14 protein-coding genes are annotated in these 14,848 nt (G+C 74.1%); 8 read left to right on the top strand and 6 right to left on the bottom strand.

Going from position 1 to position 14,848, the window contains the following annotated elements:
* The first annotated feature begins 377 nt into the window (after positions 1–377).
* Both proP and ACFYWG_RS14210 read left to right on the top strand, forming a co-directional pair.
* Entirely contained in the window at positions 378–1,760 is a 1,383-nt protein-coding gene (gene proP / locus ACFYWG_RS14215; RefSeq protein WP_389201404.1) for a glycine betaine/L-proline transporter ProP, read from the top strand.
* A 129-nt stretch (positions 1,761–1,889) separates the two neighbouring features.
* Complete coding sequence (locus tag ACFYWG_RS14210; RefSeq protein WP_376323353.1) at positions 1,890–2,561, top strand: O-methyltransferase; 672 nt, start codon at positions 1,890–1,892, stop codon at positions 2,559–2,561.
* Positions 2,562–2,600: 39 nt separating this feature from the next.
* Here ACFYWG_RS14210 and ACFYWG_RS14205 read toward each other — a convergent pair whose 3' ends face one another.
* Entirely contained in the window at positions 2,601–2,993 is a 393-nt protein-coding gene (locus ACFYWG_RS14205; RefSeq protein WP_383502155.1) for a hypothetical protein, read from the bottom strand.
* A gap of 89 nt (positions 2,994–3,082) precedes the next feature.
* On the opposite strand from ACFYWG_RS14205, the gene ACFYWG_RS14200 reads away from it, so the two are divergent.
* Positions 3,083–3,490 (top strand): DUF1992 domain-containing protein, encoded by a 408-nt coding sequence (locus ACFYWG_RS14200; protein ID WP_385413140.1) that lies wholly within the window; start codon positions 3,083–3,085, stop codon positions 3,488–3,490.
* Positions 3,491–3,537: 47 nt separating this feature from the next.
* Here the strand turns inward: ACFYWG_RS14200 and ACFYWG_RS14195 are convergent, their stop codons facing one another.
* Entirely contained in the window at positions 3,538–4,314 is a 777-nt protein-coding gene (locus ACFYWG_RS14195) for a hypothetical protein (RefSeq protein ID WP_389201401.1), read from the bottom strand.
* A gap of 5 nt (positions 4,315–4,319) precedes the next feature.
* The gene (locus ACFYWG_RS14190) at positions 4,320–5,024 is read right to left on the bottom strand and encodes a hypothetical protein (RefSeq protein ID WP_383502146.1); all 705 of its coding nucleotides are present in this window, start codon (positions 5,022–5,024) and stop codon (positions 4,320–4,322) included.
* Between the two features lie 167 nt (positions 5,025–5,191).
* Between ACFYWG_RS14190 and ACFYWG_RS14185 the strand changes: the two genes are divergently transcribed.
* Entirely contained in the window at positions 5,192–5,683 is a 492-nt protein-coding gene (locus tag ACFYWG_RS14185; RefSeq protein ID WP_389201398.1) for a GNAT family N-acetyltransferase, read from the top strand.
* Positions 5,684–5,739: 56 nt separating this feature from the next.
* Here ACFYWG_RS14185 and ACFYWG_RS14180 read toward each other — a convergent pair whose 3' ends face one another.
* A complete protein-coding gene (locus ACFYWG_RS14180) occupies positions 5,740–7,791 on the bottom strand; it encodes an MFS transporter (RefSeq protein WP_389201396.1) in 2,052 nt (683 codons plus the stop codon).
* A 972-nt stretch (positions 7,792–8,763) separates the two neighbouring features.
* On the opposite strand from ACFYWG_RS14180, the gene ACFYWG_RS14175 reads away from it, so the two are divergent.
* Both ACFYWG_RS14175 and cpt read left to right on the top strand, forming a co-directional pair.
* Entirely contained in the window at positions 8,764–9,954 is a 1,191-nt protein-coding gene (locus tag ACFYWG_RS14175; RefSeq protein ID WP_389201394.1) for a peptidoglycan-binding protein, read from the top strand.
* Between the two features lie 27 nt (positions 9,955–9,981).
* A complete protein-coding gene (gene cpt, locus ACFYWG_RS14170) occupies positions 9,982–10,515 on the top strand; it encodes a chloramphenicol phosphotransferase CPT (protein ID WP_383511683.1) in 534 nt (177 codons plus the stop codon).
* A gap of 75 nt (positions 10,516–10,590) precedes the next feature.
* Here cpt and ACFYWG_RS14165 read toward each other — a convergent pair whose 3' ends face one another.
* Together ACFYWG_RS14165 and ACFYWG_RS14160 are read right to left on the bottom strand one after the other, a co-directional pair.
* A complete protein-coding gene (locus ACFYWG_RS14165) occupies positions 10,591–11,250 on the bottom strand; it encodes an HAD-IA family hydrolase (protein WP_383511681.1) in 660 nt (219 codons plus the stop codon).
* A gap of 202 nt (positions 11,251–11,452) precedes the next feature.
* The gene (locus ACFYWG_RS14160) at positions 11,453–12,034 is read right to left on the bottom strand and encodes a TMEM165/GDT1 family protein (protein ID WP_383511679.1); all 582 of its coding nucleotides are present in this window, start codon (positions 12,032–12,034) and stop codon (positions 11,453–11,455) included.
* A gap of 389 nt (positions 12,035–12,423) precedes the next feature.
* Between ACFYWG_RS14160 and ACFYWG_RS14155 the strand changes: the two genes are divergently transcribed.
* Positions 12,424–13,068 carry an HNH endonuclease family protein gene (locus ACFYWG_RS14155; protein WP_389201390.1) on the top strand — a complete coding sequence of 215 codons (645 nt, stop codon included), beginning with the start codon at positions 12,424–12,426 and terminating at the stop codon, positions 13,066–13,068.
* Positions 13,069–13,147: 79 nt separating this feature from the next.
* Positions 13,148–14,785: an alkaline phosphatase D family protein gene (locus ACFYWG_RS14150; protein WP_385413158.1), complete on the top strand. Its 1,638-nt coding sequence runs from the start codon at positions 13,148–13,150 to the stop codon at positions 14,783–14,785.
* Positions 14,786–14,848: the final 63 nt, after the last annotated feature.

Genomic DNA, 14,848 nt, shown 5'->3' with positions numbered 1-14,848 from the left:
GCCCCAGTTCATCCCACATGCCCTGGATGTGGGAATTCCTCCGCGCACCCTATGAGGGCTCGCCTCGACACGGGATGGAAGACGCGGGATACCCCCGATTCACCTGACGTCCGTCCTCCTTTTGTCCGGTTGACGATAGTCCGCGCCCGTTTCGGGCGCCTCTCGTGAACGCGAGAAGGATCACAGGGAGATCGGGTGGGAACCGGAACCGGAGGGGCAGAAGCTCCTGCGCAGCCACGATTTACGTGCACTGTGCAACGAAAGGCGTACCGCCCGTAGGCGGGCCAAAGCCGCCTACCGTCGCTTTTCGTCCCGTACGACAGCGCCGCCGCGCGGGACCGCGTCCCTGTCCCCGTCGAAAGGTAGGCGAGCGAGTCTTGTCGACTGCCTCAGTCGTCACCTCCCCGTCCCTGGTGGAGCCCCGCAGCGCGCAGGCCCCCGACCCCACCGTCACCGACCCCGCACTGGTCAGGCGCGCCGTGAAGGCGGCCGCGCTGGGCAACGCCATGGAGTGGTTCGACTTCGGTGTCTACAGCTACATCGCGGTCACGCTGGGCAAGGTCTTCTTCCCCTCGGGCAACCCCACCGCCCAGCTGCTCTCCACGTTCGGCGCCTTCGCCGCGGCCTTCCTGGTGCGCCCCCTGGGCGGCCTGGTCTTCGGCCCGCTCGGCGACCGCGTCGGCCGCCAGAAGGTCCTCGCCCTCACCATGATCATGATGGCGGCGGGCACCTTCGCGATCGGTCTGATCCCGTCGTACGCGACGATCGGTGTCGGCGCGCCGGTCCTGCTGCTCGCGGCCCGGCTCGTGCAGGGCTTCTCCACCGGCGGCGAGTACGCCGGTGCCTCGACGTTCATCGCCGAGTACGCCCCCGACAAGCGGCGCGGCTTCCTCGGCAGCTGGCTGGAGTTCGGCACGCTCGCCGGCTACATCGGCGGCGCGGGCCTGGTCACGCTGATGACCGCCCTGCTCTCCGCCGACGACCTGACCTCCTGGGGCTGGCGCATCCCGTTCCTCATCGCGGGCCCGATGGGCATCATCGGCCTCTACCTGCGCATGCGCCTGGAGGAGACCCCGGCGTTCGCCGCCGAGGTCGACAAGGCCGAGAAGGACCGGCCGAAGGTGCCGCTGCGCGAGATGGTCACCGGCCAGTGGCGGGCGCTCCTGCTCTGCGTCGGCCTGGTGCTGGTCTTCAACGTCACCGACTACATGCTGCTGTCCTACATGCCCAGCTATCTGACCAGCGAGCTGCACTACGACGAGACCCACGGTCTGCTCGTCGTGCTCGGCGTGATGGCCGTGATGATGGTCGCCCAGCCGTTCGTCGGCGCGCTGACCGACCGCGTCGGCCGCCGCCCGGTGATCGCCACCGGCTGCGCGGGCTTCCTGCTGCTGTCCGTGCCCGCCCTGCTGCTGATCCGGGACGGCAGCCTGGTCGCGGTCGCGCTCGGCATGGGCGCCCTGGGCCTGCTGCTGGTGTGCTTCACGGCGGCCATGCCCGCGGCCCTGCCCGCGCTGTTCCCGACCCGGGTGCGCTACGGCTCGCTGTCCATCGGCTGCAACGTCTCGGTGTCCCTGTTCGGCGGCACGACCCCGCTGGTGGTCACGGCCCTGATCGGCGCGACCGGGAACATGATGATGCCCGCGTACTACATGATGGCCGCGGCCGTGATCGGCGGTTTCGCCGTGTGGCGCATGGCGGAGTCGGCCGGCCGCCCGCTGCCCGGCTCGGCCCCCTCGGTGGCGGCACCGGAGCGGTGAGCCCTCCGGGGCGGCCCGCCGCCGGGCCGCTCTTGGTCCGGCTGTGCGGAACCCTCGCGCGGTCGTGATCGTTCGCCTGCTGGTGAACCGTCGGTGAACCTCTCCGGCCGGGTACAGAAGGGCAGCCGTATGAGCGAGTCGCACGTCTGGGACGAGGTCGACGCCTACTTCAGCGAGCGTCTCGCCCCGGAGGACGAGGTCCTGGCCGCCGCGCTGCGCGACAGCGACGCCGCCGGGCTCCCCCGCATCGCCGTCTCCGCGAACCAGGGCAAGCTCCTGCAGCTCCTCGCGCAGATCCAGGGCGCCCGGCACATCCTGGAGATTGGCACGCTCGGCGGCTACAGCACCATCTGGCTGGGCCGCGCCCTGCCCGCCGACGGACGGCTGGTCTCGCTGGAGTACGACCCGCGCCACGCCGAGGTCGCCGCCGGCAACCTCGCCCGCGCCGGACTGGCCGAGCGCGTCGAGGTGCGGGTCGGCCCGGCCCTGGAGTCGCTGCCCGCGCTGGCCGCGGAGAATCCGCCCCCGTTCGACCTGGTCTTCATCGACGCCGACAAGGCCAACAACCCGCGCTATGTGGAGTGGGCGGTCGAGCTGGCCGGGCCGGGCACCCTGATCGTCCTCGACAACGTCGTCCGCGGCGGCCGGGTGACCGACGCGGACAGCACGGCCCCCGACGTGATCGGCACCCGCGCCGCCATCGACCTGATCGGCAGCCACGCCAGACTGTCCGGCACGGCGATCCAGACGGTCGGCACGAAGGGCTACGACGGCTTCGCCCTGGCACGCGTCCTGCCGTGAGGCGGCCGGACAGCGCCCCCGGCGCTCCCGCCCCGGGCGTCACACCTCGTGGTAGAAGCCGACGTTGACGCTGCGCGGGGCGGTGCGGTCCTGGACGACGATCTCACCACTGCCGCCCCGGGGCAGCGGGACCGTGCCGCCGTAGGCGAGGGGCTGGACGTACTCGCCGACCGCCAGCCGGACCTCGGAGGACGGGTCGGGCTGGGAGCCGCGCAGCCAGGTCACCTGCCAGGTGCCGTCGGGCCCGCACAGGAACTCCAGGTGGACGCGGGAGACGAACAGCCAGTCGTCCGGCGTCCCCAGCCGGCACACGGACTTGTCGCGGCCCACCCGCAGCACCGCACCCGGCTCGCTGGGCGCCTCGGCCATGAGCATGCCGGCCGTGGCACCCTCCTCCTCCGCGGAGACGGCGGCCATGGTGAGTTCGAGCACGTGCGCTCCTCCTGGGACGTCCGGAACGGGCCTGTAAGCCCGCCGTATGATAGAACGCCCGGCTGCGCGGTGTCCGGCACAATGGGTTCATGACCGAGCGAAAGCCACCCGGCGTCGGCTTCGAGTCCTGGGTCGACCGGCAGATCCGTGCCGCGGAGGCGCGCGGGGAGTTCGAGCGGCTGCCGGGCGCCGGCCGGCCCCTGCCGCCCGACGTGGAGAACACCTACGACGAACTGTGGTGGGTCAAGCGGAAGATGGCCCGTGAGGGCTTCTCCGTCCTGCCGCCCGCGCTGGCCCTGCGCAAGGAGGCCGAGGACGCCCTGGAGGCCGCGCTGGCGGCCCCCTCCGAGCGGATCGTCCGGAAGATCATCGGCGAGGTCAACGACAAGATCCGCGACATGATGTTCAAGCCGCCGCCCGGTCCCCCGCTCGGCAAGAAGCCGTACGACGTCGAGGACGTCGTACGGCAGTGGCGGGAGCGCCGGGCACAGCACTGACCCGGCCGGCCGGCCGGGTCAGTGGGACGGGTGCGGGAGCGGTCCGCTCAGACGTGCAGCAGCCGTTCCGCGAGCTCCCGGTAGTCCTTCAGGGCCAGGCGGAGCTGCTCGGTGTCGGCGGCCGACACGGACTTGTCCCGGCCGCTCTCGGCGGTCTGCCAGGACCGGCGCAGGGAGCGGCGGCGCTCGGTGACGACCTCGGTGAAGCGGGCCGTGATCTCCTCCAGCAGCTGGTCGGCCTCCTCGACGGAGGCGCGGGGGCCGTCGACGAACCCGGCGACCGCGTGCCGCAGCCGCTCGCCGAGCTTGTCGGAGGCGTCGTGCGGGAAGAGGTGCGCGCCGGTCGCGCCGCCCGCGCGGCCGCCGTCGTGGTCCGAGCCGTGGCCGGGGCCGTGGCCAGGGCCGTGGCCGGGGGTGCCGGTCGTGCCGGCGTGGTCCGCGCCGGTGCCGGGCGTGGCGGTGGCGTCCCCGCTCCGGGTGCCGGTGCCGCGGAGCGCGGTGTCGTGGACGCCGGTGCCGTGGGTGGCGGTGTCGTGGGTGGCGGTGCCGTGCCCGCCGATGGTTTCGTGGACGCCGGTGCCGTGGGTGGCGGCCGGGGGCGTTCCCGTGCCGTGCGGGTCGGTGCCCTGGGCGGCGACGCGGCCGGCCTCGGCGGCGCGGTCCGCGGCGGCGAGACGCGGGTCACCGGTGTGCGCGTCGGTGCCGTGCGACGTACCGCTGCCGGTGTGCGCCGCCGTGGCGTGTCCGGCGGCCGGAGCGGTCCCGCCACGGGCGTCCGGGGTGTCCGGCGTGGGGTCGCCGGGCCGTCGGGTCATGTCGGTCATCGGGCTCAGCTCTCCTTCGCCTGGCGTCGGTTGAGCGCCCACGGCATGCCGCCGCGGGCGGAAGCCTTGCGTCCGCCGTCCAGTGCGGCGCGGTCCCGGCCGTCGTGGCGCGCGGCCTCGTGCCGGCCGTCCGTGCGGCCGCCGTCGTGGCGGTCCGGCCGCACCAGTTCCTCGAACAGGGCGCGGGCGGCCACCATGGCCTCGCGCATGTCCTCGGTGCCCTGGCCGCCGTCCCGGGCGTCCTCCGGGCGCAGGTGCGCCGCGCGGTGGACGCGCCGGTAGCCGTCCACGTGGTGGGCGTGGTGCACGGACAGCGCGGCGAGCTGCTCCTCGTACTGCCCGCCGTCCGGGAAGCCGCGCACGCCGGCGAGTTCGGCGATCAGCCGGTCCGCCTCGGCGACGGCGTCGCGCGGCGAGTCGACGAACCGCTCCTGGGCGGCGGTCCAGCGCGCCTGGTACTGCTCGCGCTGCGCCGGCTCCAGCGGCCGCTCGCGCAGCTCGCCGTGGCGCTCCAGACGCTCCGTCAGCTCGCGTTCGGCGGCCTTGGTGTCACCGTCGTGCCGGGCGACGACCCGCTCGTACTCGGGTCCGAAGCGGCGCTTGAGGTTCGGGCCGCGCCCGGTGCCGCGGGCACGCAGGGTCAGGGCGGCCGCGATGATGACGACGACCGCCGCGATCACGATCAAAGCAATGATCAGGCCAGTGGACATGGATGCCTTCCGGGTTCGGGCCCAACCGGCTCTCCTCGCGGGCCGGTTCGCGCATCGGGTTGCCCGGAAGTCCAGCCGTAAACGGTGTGTGCACGGGGCGGGGGCGCGTACGACCCGGGAGTTATCCGGTTGCGGGGCCCGTGGGACGGCTGCGGAGAATGCGCTCCATGACCTGGACCGTGACCCCGGAACCGTACGACTCGCCCGTCGCCGCCGCGCTGTGGCGCGCGTACTACACGGAGGTCAGCGACCGCTGGTACCTGCTGTACGAGGGGCGGCGCACCGACCCGGACGAGCTGGAGCGCGAGATCGCCGCCCAGCCCGGTGCCGATCTCGCGCCGCCGCGCGGGGAGTTGCTCGTCGCCCGGTACGGCGGTGAGCCGGCCGGCACGGCGGGGGTGCGGCTGCTGGACGGCGCGACCGCCGAGCTGAAGCGGGTGTTCGTGCAGCCCTCGATGCGCGGCAGGGGCGGCGCCCCGCTCCTGGTGGGCGCGGCCGAGGACGCCGCACGCGCGCTCGGCGCCACCCGGATGATCCTGGACACCCGCAGCGACCTCGTCGAGGCCCGGGTCCTGTACGACCGGCTCGGCTACGCGGAGACCGAGCGGCACAACGACGACCCGTACGCCGAGCACTGGTTCACCAAACGGCTCGTCTGACGTACCCGGACCGGCGTTCGGGACCGGCCGCTGCGCGGGCTGCCCGGGTCGGCGGCTCAGACCGGCTGTTCGGACCGCCGCGCCTCGCGGGGACGGTCGCTGCGCGATCCGCACAGTTCGCCGTTCAGCTCCCGGACGAGCGCGACCAGGTCGGTGGGCCGGTCGGGGCCCCACCAGTCGCCGAGCAGTTCGGCGAGGGACTCCTCGCGGGCCTCGGCCAGCCGTTCGGCGAACGCGCGGCCCTGGTCGGTCAGCAGCAGGTCGACCCCCTCGCGCGCGGCCAGCCGCCGCTCCTCCACCTGCCGCACGGCCTCCATGACCACCGGCAGCGGCACGGACATGTGCTCGGCCAGGGCCGCGGGTTCCACCGAGCCGTACCTGCGGATGCGCAGCAGCAGCCAGCTCGACGCGGGCAGCAGGTCGTAGCCCGCCCGCTCGGTGATCCGGCGGTAGATCTCCCGCCGGCCCGCGCGGGTGCCGAGGACCGACAGCGCGCGGCACACCTCGTCGTACGAGGACCGCTCGACGGGGTTGCTGGCCAGGGTCTCGGAGATGTCCGGCGCGGTGACCGAGGCCCGCAGCCGGTCCTCCTTGAGGAACCAGGCCAGCACGAACCCGAGGAGCGCGACGGGCGCGGCGTAGAGGAAGACGTCCGTGATGGCGACGGCGTAGGCGTGCAGGGCGGCCGGGCGCAGGCCGGGGGGCAGGGCGGCGATGCCCCGCGGGTCGGCCTCCAGCGAGCCCGCGGAGACGCCGGACGGCAGTGGGGTGCCGCGGAAGGCGTCGGTGAGCAGGTCGCCGAGCCGGCCCGCGAAGATCGTGCCGAAGACGGCGACGCCGAACGAGGCGCCGATGGAGCGGAAGAAGGTCGCCCCGGAGGTGGCGACGCCCAGGTCCTCGTAGGGGACGGCGTTCTGCACGATGAGCACGAGCACCTGCATGACGAGGCCGAGACCGAGCCCGAAGACGAAGAAGAAGCCGCTCATCTCGGCCGTGGAGCTGTTCTCGTCGAGCTGGTGCAGCAGGAGCAGGCCCAGCGCGGTGATGCCGGTGCCGGCGATCGGGAACACCTTCCAGCGCCCGGTCCGGCTGACGATCTGCCCCGACGTCGTGGAGGCCAGCAGCAGCCCCACCACCATGGGCAGCATGTGCACACCGGACAGGGTGGGGCTGATGCCGTGCACGACCTGGAGGAACGTCGGCAGGTACGTCATCGCGCCGAACATCGCGAAGCCCACGACGAAACTGATCACGGCGGAGAGCGTGAAGGTCCGCACCCGGAACAGCTTCAGCGGCAGCACGGGTTCGGCGGCCCGCTTCTCCACGGCCACGAACGCGCAGGCCAGGACGGCACCGAGGACGGCGAGGCCGATGATCTGCGGGGAGTCCCAGCTCCAGGTCGTCCCGCCGAGCGAGGCCACCAGCACCAGGCAGGTGGCGACGGCGGCGATGAGGAAGGTGCCGAGGTAGTCGATGACGTGCCGCTGCCTGTTGCGCGGGATGTGCAGCACGGCGGCGATCACGGCGAGCGCGACGACGCCCACGGGCAGGTTGATGTAGAACACCCAGCGCCAGCTGGCGTGCTGGGTCAGCACGCCGCCGAGCAGCGGCCCGAGCACGCTGGTCGCGCCGAAGACGGCCCCGAACAGCCCCTGGTAGCGGCCGCGTTCGCGGGGCGGCACCAGGTCGCCGACGATCGCCATCGACAGCACGATCAGGCCGCCTCCGCCCAGTCCCTGCAAGGCCCGGAAGGCGATCAGCTGGCCCATGTCCTGCGCGGCCCCGCACAGCGCGGACCCGATCAGGAAGATGACGATCGCCGTCTGGAACAGCCGCTTGCGGCCGTACTGGTCGCCGAGTTTGCCCCACAGCGGTGTCGCGGCGGTCGCGGCCAGCAGATACGCGGTGACCACCCAGGACAGGTGGTCCAGGCCGCCGAGGTCGCTGACGATGGTGGGCAACGCGGTCGACACGATGGTCTGGTCGAGAGCGGCGAGCAGCATGCCGAGCAGCAACGCGCCGATGGACACGAGCACGTTGCCGGGCACCTGCTCCCGGTCGGCGGTGCCCGCACCTGAGGGCTTGACGGCGTTCACGTCCCCGGCCATACGACCTCCCACGGGCTCTGTGACATTTTCCATCGTGACCGCTGTGGACCGTTATGGCCCGCCGGGCCCCTTTGGAAGCTGAGGTTCCGGGGGCTCGCCCGCCGCGCTGTGGAGAAGATCTGGATAATCTCTGGAGTTCGCGAGGGGAGGGAGGAACGCGTGGAATCGCCGGCAGGCCACCCGTGCCCGGAGTGCGGGGTACCCAGACGGCAGGACAGCACGCCCTCCTGCTCGTGCACGGACCGCGTCGCGGAGGCCCTCCGCGACGCCCGCACGGCCGAGGCGGCAGCGGCGGAGGACTTCGACCCGCTGCGCATCCGCCCGTACGTGGAGCTCGACGGCGCGCGGCCCGGGGGTCACGGGCCCGGGGACCGAGCAAGCGGCGAAACGCTTCACCACGACGACGCGGCCGCTCCGCCCGCAGCCGTTCCGGGCACGGGGCAGGACGGGCACCCCGCCCCGGCCGGGACGCCCGCACCCGGCCCGGAAGCCGGGCAGAATTCCGGCCACGGGGCCCCCGGCACGTCGCCCTCCCCGGCCGCCGCACCAGCGCGCGAGGCCGGCCTCCCCCTCTCCCCGGCAGCCGCGGACCCGCCCGGCGGTGACCTCCCGCTCTCCCCGGCAGCCGCACGCAGGCGACGCCAGGAGGCGTCCCGCCCGACGGCACAGCCACCGGTCGCGGGCCGGCCGAGTGCGCAGCCGCCGACCGCGTCCCAGCCGACGGCACAGCCGCCGGTCGCGGGCCGGCCGACATCACAGCCACCGGTCGCGGGCCGGTCGACTGCACAGCCACCGATCGCGTCCCAGCCGACGGCACAGCCGCCGGTCGCGGGCCGGCCGACATCACAGCCACCGGTCGCGCCCGGGCCCGACGGCACGCCGTCCGCCTCGCACCCCGCGGACACGGCAGGCGAGGACCTCCTCCTCTCCCCCGCAGCAGGCCGCAAGCGCCGCCAGGACGCGTCCCGGCCAGTGGCGCAGCCACCGGTCGCGCCCGCGCCCGACGGCACTCCGTCCGCCCCGCACTCCGCGCACACGGCAGGCGACGACGTGCCCCTGTCCCCCGCAGCAGGCCGCAAGCGCCGCCAGGACGCGTCCCGGCCGGTGGCGCAGGACTCGGCCGTCGGGCCTGCGCACCAGCACGCGGCGGACCCGACCGACGGCGGCGCGTCCCCGCGCTCCGCGCACACGGCGGCGGCAGGACGCGCGCCGGCGCCCTCCCCGGCCGAGACCACCCTGCCCCTGGGCCCGGTCGGCCCGGCCGCCGTTCCGCCGGGGCCGGCGGCCGACCCGGACGCGACCACCGTCCTGCCGAGCACTGCCGCCCCGGCCCCCGCCGGGCCCGACGGCCCGGCGGACACCGACGCCACCACTGTCCTGCCGGCCACCGACGGCACCGCCGTCCTGCCGGCGGCCCAGGCCGCTTCGGTGGTTCCCGCGCCCCTCGTCTCCGGCGGCACCGAGCCCAGCGTGGCCGATCTGCGGCTCTTCGACTCGGCGGGCGCCCCCGGCCCCGGCGCGCCGGAGCCGGAAGGGACCGGTCCGCGCCGGGCCGGTCGGCGGCGCCGGGCCGTGATGGTCGCCGCCGCCGCGGCCGGTGTCGCCGTCGTCGCGGCGGCCGGCTACGCGAGCGGCCTGTTCTCCTACGAGAGCCCCAGCCGGGACACCGCCCTGCCGGACGACCTCCGCGCCAGCGTGCCGGACGTCCCGGCGAGCAGCGTGGACACGACCCCGTCCAAGGGCACCTCCGCGCCCGCCTCCTCCGCCCCGGCCACACCCTCGCCGTCCCGCACGGGCAGCCCCTCCGCCTCCCCGTCACCGTCCGCGTCGAGCGCCTCGCCGAGTCCGTCGCAGTCGCCCAGCCCGTCGGCGCCCCGCACCTCCGCGTCGGCGAGCGCCACCGGGCAGGCGCAGCCGGAGAGCGGCCGCCGGGGCGGCGCCACCGTCCTGCGCCTCGGCGACCGCGGCCCCGAGGTCACCGAACTGCAGCTCCGCCTGCGGCAGTTGTACCTCTACAGCGACAACGCGGACGGTTTCTACAGCAGCCGGCTGGAGGACGCGGTGCGCACCTACCAGTGGTCGCGCGGCATCCGGACCCAGAACCTCGGGATCTACGACGAGGCGACCAGGGCCGGGCTGGAGTCGGAAACCCGGGAGCCCTGAGCGGCCGGACCGCCCTACTGTGACGCCGTGACCACTCAAGTGATCGTGCTCAACGGCGGTTCCAGCTCGGGCAAGTCGGGGATCGTGCGCTGCCTCCAGGCGGTCCTGCCCGACCCCTGGGCGGCGTTCGGTATCGACTCGTTCGTGGAGGCGCTGCCCGCCGGCCTTCAGGGCGCACCGGAGGGCATCACGTTCGGCGCGGACGGCGCGGTGAGCGTGGGCGCCGGGTTCCGGGAACTGGAGGCGGCGTGGCGGGAGGGCATCGCCGCGATGGCCCGCGCCGGGGCGAGGATCGTCGTCGAGGACGTGTTCCTCGGCGGCGCGGCCTCCCAGGAGCCCTGGCGCAGGGCCCTGGCCGGGCTGGACGTGCTGTGGGTCGGCGTCCGCTGCGACGCCCGGGTCGCCGCCGGGCGGGAGATCGCCCGGGGGGACCGGACCGGCGGCATGGCCGAGGCGCAGGCGCGGCGCGTGCACGAGGGCGTGACGTACGACCTGGAGGTGGACACGTCCCGGACCGAGTCCCTGGAGTGCGCCCGCCTCATCGCCGCCCACATCGGCTGACGGCCCGGGGCATCGCCCCCGCACGACGACGCCGGACGGCGACCCACCCGGCCGGTGGGGCGCCCGGCCCGCAGGTCACCCCACGTGGAGCCGGATCGTCCCGTCCGCCGCGCGCTCCACCCGGACCCGGGTGAGGTCCTTGACGAGCACGTCCGGGTCGTGGAAGCCGGCCCGGGGCCCGATGCCGACGACCTTCATGCCCGCGGCGCGCCCCGCGGCGATACCGGCACCGGAGTCCTCGAAGACCACGCAGTCCGCGGGATCGACACCGAGTTCGGCGGCGCCCTTGAGGAAGCCCTCCGGGTCGGGCTTGCTCGCCCCGACGGACTCCGCGGTCACCCGCACCTCCGGCAGCGCGAGTCCGGCCGCGGCCATGCGCGCCGTCGACAGCGGCACGTCGGCGGAGGTCACCAGCGCGTGCGGCAGACCCGCCAGCGAGGCCAGGAACTCCGGCGCCCCGGGGATCGCCACGACGCCCTCGGTGTCGGCCGTCTCCTCCTGGAGCATCCGGGCGTTGTCGGCGTGGTTCTGCTCCATCGGCCGGCCGGGCAGCAGCAGCGCCATGGAGGCGTAGCCCTGCCGCCCGTGGACGACCTTCATGACCTCGTCGCCGTCCAGCCCGTGGCGCTCGGCCCAGCGCCGCCAGACGCGCTCCACGGAGGCGTCGGAGTTGACGAGGGTGCCGTCCATGTCCAGCAGGAGGGCGCGGGCGGTGAGCACGGCGGTGGCCGTCATCGGCAGCTCCAAGGCTCGGGGCGCGTTCCAGCGCGGGCGAGGGGCGGGCGGGACAGCAGGTCCGGCGCGCCCCCGGGAGGGACAAGGCGGCCCCGCCCGCCGGTCAGGGAAAACGGGCGGAGGCCACTTTGTTTCTCCACGGTACAAAACAAACCGGCCATCGCGCCACACGCCCCCGCGGGACGTTCACCCACTGTTCGCCTCACCCGGTCACGGCCTCCCACAGGCTCCACACGCCGAGCGCCAGCATCACCAGGGCGGCGATCTGCGTGATCAGCCGCAGCGGCACCTTCTTCATCAGGGCCTTTCCGCCCACGATGCCCAGGGCGGCCACGGCCCACAGTGCGAGCACCGCGCCCAGGCCGACGGAGAGCGGGTCGTCGTAGCGGGCGGCCAGGTTGGCCGTCATGATCTGGGTCAGGTCACCGAACTCGGCGACGAGGATGAGCATGAACCCGGCGCCCGAGACCTTCCAGAACGACTGGTTCTCCGGCTTGCGGACCTCCTCCTCGTCCTCGCCCTTCCTCAGCAGCAGCACGGCGGCACCACCGAGGAAGAGCACGCCCGTGAGGGCCTGCACGATCTGCTGCGGCAACAGCGTCAGCACACTGCCGGCCGCCACGGCGAGCGCGACGTGCAGGGCGAAGGCGGCGGCCACCCCGGCGAAGACGTAGGAGGCGCGGTAGCGGGTGCCGAGGACGAGGCCGGCCAGGGCGGTCTTGTCCGGCAGTTCGGCGAGGAAGACGACGCCGAAGACGACGGCCGTCACGGTCAGGCTGATCAAGGGTTCCTCAATCGGTCGGGGCTGCCCCACCGAGAGTGCTGGATCCTCACACGCGACACCTCGGCACGGCAGCGCACTCGGCGCCCGCGCCGGGAGGCACGGGCGTGCACTGCTTGCCGAAGGTCTCGCTGGCCGGTCCCTTGCGGGACCTGCCTCCGGGCGCCGGCTCAGGCGGGCTGAGCAGTGTGTCGACGGTCCGGCGAAGAGCTACTCCCCTTCTGCGCCGTCCATGGTACGCGACGGTCCGGGCGCGAGAAGTTTCCCCGTGAACCTTGTCATGTCATGGACCCGTCACTACCTTCTCACCGGGCGCACACCTGTGCGCAACACGGCTGCGCGAGCATTCCCTCGCTCGTCCGCCAACACCCCCTTCCCCTCAGGGAGTTCGCATGCCCAGGTTCTACGCGCGTCGACGGTTCGGATTCGCCGCCGCCGCCACCGCGCTCATATCGGCCGCCACCCTGTTCACCGCCCCCACGGCCTCCGCCGCCCTCCCCACCCCCGTGAGCGGCGCGACCGCCCGCTCCTACCTCGCCACGCTCACCGTGGCGACCGAGAACCGCACCGGGTACAACCGCGACCTCTTCCCGCACTGGATCACCCAGTCCGGCACCTGCAACACCCGCGAGGTCGTCCTCAAGCGTGACGGCACCAACGTGCAGCAGGACTCCTCCTGTGCCGCCACCAGCGGCAGCTGGTACTCCCCGTACGACGGCGCCACCTGGACGGCCGCCTCCGACGTCGACATCGACCACCTGGTGCCGCTGGCCGAGGCCTGGGACTCGGGCGCCGGCTCCTGGACGACCTCCCGCCGCCAGGCCTTCGCCAACGACCTGACCCGCCCGCAGCTCATCGCGGTCACCGACGACGTCAACCAGGCCAAGGGCGACCAGGACCCCGCCACCTGGATGCCCTCCCGGGCGACCTACCGCTGCACCTACGTCCGCGCCTGGGTCCAGGTGAAGTACTACTACGGCCTCTCGGTCGACACGGCCGAGAAGTCGGCCCTGCAGAACTACCTGGCGAGCTGCTGACACGCCGGATTTCGTGTCGGAACCTCCCCGCCCCTCTCCGTCGTTCCGTACCGTACGGGGCGACGGAGAGGGGAACGCCATGGCCGACCTGCGCCTCGGACCACTGCTGAGGTACACCGACGGGTCGTCCGCGACCGTCTGGATGGAGACGGACGGCCCGTGCGCGGCCGAGGTCCGCTGCGCCGACGGCGCGGGCGGGAGCGCGCACAGCTTCCTGATCGCGGGCCACCACTACGCCCTGGTCCCGGTCACCGGCCTCACCGCCGGCACGACCACGTCGTACGAGGTGCTCCTCGACGGCGCCCGGGTGTGGCCGCTGCCTGACTCGCCCTTCCCGCCCTCGGTGATCCACGCGCCGGGCCCCGACGGCGCCCTCCAGGTCGCCTTCGGCTCCTGCCGCTGGGCCGCCCCGCCCGCCGGCGGGGACGACCCGGCCGGCCCCGACGCCCTGGACGCGCTCGCCACCCGCATGGCCGCCGACCCCGACGGCGAGCGGCCCCACGTCCTGCTCCTGCTCGGCGACCAGGTGTACGCCGACGAGACCTCCGACGCCACGCAGCGCTGGCTCGCCGAACGCCGCGACCCGAAGGAGCCCCCGGGCAGCGGGGTCGCGGACTACGAGGAGTACACGCACCTCTACTACGAGTCCTGGCTCGACCCGAGGATCCGCTGGCTGCTGTCCACCGTGCCGAGTTTCATGATCTTCGACGACCACGACGTGATCGACGACTGGAACACCTCCGCCGCCTGGCTCGCGGACATGCGCGCCACCGGCTGGTGGCAGGAGCGGCTGCTGAGCGGCCTGATGTCGTACTGGGTCCACCAGCACCTGGGCAACCTCTCCCCCGCGGAACTGGCGGCCGACCCCGTCTACGAGGCGGTGCGCACGGCCCCGGACGGCACCGGGGCGCTGCGCGACTTCGCCACCCGGGCCGACGCCGACGCCGCCGCGGTCCGCTGGAGCTACCGGCGCGACTTCGGCCGCGTCCGCCTGGTGATGGTCGACAGCCGGGCCGCCCGCGTCCTGGAGGAGAAGGACCGCGCGATGCTCGACCCGGGCGAGGAGGCGTGGCTGCGCGAGCAGATCACGGACCGGGGCGAGGGGTACGACCACCTCCTGCTCGGCACCTCCCTGCCCTGGCTGCTGCCGCACCTGGTGCACGACGCCGAGGGGTGGAACGCGGCGCTGTGCCGGGGCGAGCGGGGCGAGCGCTGGGCACGCCTCGGGGAGAAGCTGCGGCGGGCCGCGGACCTGGAGCACTGGTCGGCGTTCCCGGAGTCCTTCGTGTCCCTGGCGGACCTGATCGCCGAGGCGGGCTCGGGGCCCGGAGCGCCGGCGACCGTGTGCGTGCTGTCGGGGGACGTCCACCACGCCTACATCGCCGAGCCGTCCTGGAGCGGCCGCGGTCCGCGGGCCCGGGTGGTGCAGCTGGTGTGCTCACCCGTGCACAACTCGGTCCCGCGGTCGATGCGGCTGGCCTTCCGCATCGGCTGGAGCCGCGCGGCCCGGGGCGTCGGCCGCCTCCTGGCCCGGCACGGCCGGCTCGCGCGGCTGCCGATCGACTGGCGCAAGACGGACGGCCCGTGGTTCGGCAACCAGCTCATGACCCTGACCCTGCGCGGCCGTTCGGCCCGGCTGCGGCTGGAGCACGCGAAGGCCCGGCAGGGCGGGGGACCGCGGCTGACGACCCTGCTGGACTCCGAGCTGAGCCGGTGATCCGTGCCCGAGTGGGCCGTTCCGGGTGTGGATTCGGTCACCTTCCGGAGCGCGGTCACCGGG

The organism is Streptomyces sp. NPDC003456 (assembly GCF_042878735.1).
Classification (GTDB): Bacteria; Actinomycetota; Actinomycetes; order Streptomycetales; family Streptomycetaceae; genus Streptomyces.
Note: the sequence above shows the minus strand (reverse complement) of the source record. Positions and strands in the feature narration are given on the sequence as shown.

Bases quoted from the DNA above. Each gene is read 5' to 3' on its own strand.
- ACFYWG_RS14210 (WP_376323353.1), top strand. From the start codon at position 1,890: ATGAGCGAGTCGCACGTCTGGGACGAGGTCGACGCCTACTTCAGCGAG.
- ACFYWG_RS14200 (WP_385413140.1), top strand. From the start codon at position 3,083: ATGACCGAGCGAAAGCCACCCGGCGTCGGCTTCGAGTCCTGGGTCGAC.
- ACFYWG_RS14195 (WP_389201401.1), bottom strand. From the start codon at position 4,314: ATGACCGACATGACCCGACGGCCCGGCGACCCCACGCCGGACACCCCG.
- ACFYWG_RS14190 (WP_383502146.1), bottom strand. From the start codon at position 5,024: ATGTCCACTGGCCTGATCATTGCTTTGATCGTGATCGCGGCGGTCGTC.
- ACFYWG_RS14185 (WP_389201398.1), top strand. From the start codon at position 5,192: ATGACCTGGACCGTGACCCCGGAACCGTACGACTCGCCCGTCGCCGCC.
- ACFYWG_RS14180 (WP_389201396.1), bottom strand. From the start codon at position 7,791: ATGGCCGGGGACGTGAACGCCGTCAAGCCCTCAGGTGCGGGCACCGCC.
- ACFYWG_RS14165 (WP_383511681.1), bottom strand. From the start codon at position 11,250: ATGACGGCCACCGCCGTGCTCACCGCCCGCGCCCTCCTGCTGGACATG.
- ACFYWG_RS14155 (WP_389201390.1), top strand. From the start codon at position 12,424: ATGCCCAGGTTCTACGCGCGTCGACGGTTCGGATTCGCCGCCGCCGCC.
- ACFYWG_RS14150 (WP_385413158.1), top strand. From the start codon at position 13,148: ATGGCCGACCTGCGCCTCGGACCACTGCTGAGGTACACCGACGGGTCG.